Origin of the sequence: Providencia sp. Me31A, from assembly GCF_050487165.1 — a bacterium.
In the GTDB taxonomy this organism is placed as follows: Bacteria; Pseudomonadota; Gammaproteobacteria; order Enterobacterales; family Enterobacteriaceae; genus Providencia.
Window position 1 is genome coordinate 1 of sequence record NZ_JBKQGZ010000060.1, and the last position, 1,931, is coordinate 1,931.

The 1,931-nt window shown below is 45.1% G+C and carries 3 pseudogenes; 2 read left to right on the forward strand and 1 reads right to left on the reverse strand.

What is annotated here, in order from left to right:
- Window positions 1-144: 144 nt before the first annotated feature.
- Window positions 145-732: pseudogene (locus ACLPIE_RS22385) on the reverse strand (contractile injection system protein, VgrG/Pvc8 family); the annotation flags it as partial.
- On the opposite strand from ACLPIE_RS22385, the pseudogene ACLPIE_RS22390 reads away from it, so the two are divergent.
- Both ACLPIE_RS22390 and ACLPIE_RS22395 read left to right on the forward strand, forming a co-directional pair.
- A pseudogene (locus ACLPIE_RS22390) lies at window positions 731-1,651 on the forward strand (phage terminase large subunit family protein); the annotation flags it as partial. The pseudogenes ACLPIE_RS22385 and ACLPIE_RS22390 sit on opposite strands and share 2 nt — an antisense overlap.
- Window positions 1,651-1,806 (forward strand): annotated as a pseudogene (locus ACLPIE_RS22395) (phage portal protein); the annotation flags it as partial. The pseudogenes ACLPIE_RS22390 and ACLPIE_RS22395, both read left to right, overlap by 1 nt.
- Between the last annotated feature and the right edge of the window lie 125 nt (window positions 1,807-1,931).

Here is a 1,931-nt window from a genome sequence, read left to right on the forward strand (position 1 = left end):
GATTATTGAGGATCAAAGCAAGAGGTTATCGAAATCAAGAACGATTTAAAACAGCAGTGATGTTTCACTATGGTAATTTAGATATGGGATTTTGAGTCTGACCACCATGATCGGGGAAGACCCATATTTATACAGTCTAAAAAATTATTCCTCTGCAATATCTAAATCCGAAATTTTCACCTCTAACTCTAATGCGGTTGTAAAACCACTGTCATTCAGTGAATGAACGACTCGCGTTAATGTCCAGTCCGCGTTATCAATTTCGGGTTTAAATCCGCTGACGGTGACAGGCATTTCAGGGTAGAGATCTGCACGACCAACCGCGAGTTGAATCGAAAATGACGCAACACCACGTTGGATTTTTTCCCAGTTGGCTTTTGCGGCTCGAGCGGCGTTTTCTTTAGTCGCGTAAGTATGGGAAAGCGTCAGGACGTTCCCTTGTTCGCCGGCTAAATATTCCCCTTGTTTTTCTTTCGGTTTGGCGGGTTTTGCAGGTTGTTTGCTTTTTCGCTTACGTTTTACCGTCACTGTTTTTTTCTTTTTCGGCTCACGTGTGTCAAGCCAGTTAGCGATAACGCCGGTGTATGCTCCGCGGTCAGCCAGTGTAAAACGGTGACCATCACCGACTGAGCGATTAATGTGCATCGTTTGAATCGGTTGGCCAGTTGCGGTGAGCCCTTGACCTTGTTTCATAAACAGTAAGTTTCCGTTTTTAACCGCAACAATTGCCCCATCCGCATTAACACACAGCGCGTATCCGTTCTGGTCTGGAAAGCTCTTTAATCGTGGTCGTCGTAAAGCCGATCACGTTGAGGTCGACATTAACCATCAAGCGTTAGTGAATGGCATGATGTGTGGGGATGGTCAGTGGCGGCAAATTGTCACGATTGAAGATGCCATGCGGGGCGGGTGTAATTTATTCGATATTGATCAACTCTATTTAGAATACAGCCCTGATGAATTCGAAAACTTGCTGATGTGTGAGTTTGTCGATGATATTGCATCCATCTTTAATTTGCAGTTAATGCAAAAATGCATGGTGGACAGTTGGGAAATATGGGACGACATTCAGCCGTTAATGATACGCCCCTATGCTTATCACCCTGTTTGGATTGGTTATGACCCCGCGAAAGGTACTCAAAACGGAGATAGTGCGGGTTGCGTGGTGATTGCGCCACCGCTACACAAAGGCGGTAAGTTTCGCATACTTGAGCATCATCAATGGCGTGGCATGGATTTTCGCGCGCAATCGGACGCGATAAAAGAACTCACCGAGCGTTACAACGTGCAATACATCGGGATTGATTCCACAGGTATTGGCCATGGTGTCCTGCAAAATGTGCGGGAATTTTTCCCTGCTGCAAAAGAATTTGTCTATAACCCTGCCTTAAAAAATGCATTGGTGCTTAAAGCTTATGACGTGATTAGCCATGACCGGTTGGAATATGACGCGGGTAGTAATGATATCACGCAATCTTTTATGGCCATTCGCCGTGCCACTACCGCCAGTGGTAACCGCCCAACTTATGAAGCTGACCGCAGCGAAGAAGCCAGCCACGCAGATTTAGCATGGGCAACCATGCACGCCCTTTATAACGAACCGATCACCGGTGAAAATCACAATCAACATAATATCGTCGAGGTCTTTTAATGAGCCGTAAAAATAAAAAACGCCAATCACAAACACTGGCGCAAAAAACCGACAGCGCATCAATGGAAGCATTCACCTTTGGTGACCCAATCCCCGTGCTTGATAAGCGTGAAATTTTTGATTATTTGGAATGTGTGCAAATTGATAATTACTATGTAAGCGCTTAATGAACCAGTAAAGCTTTACTCAACCTCACTGATTTCTACGTTCCATGGCATGAGATCCGACACATCATCTTTCGGACTTCGTTTTGGTAACTCGGTAAACAGGTGTTGGAAGT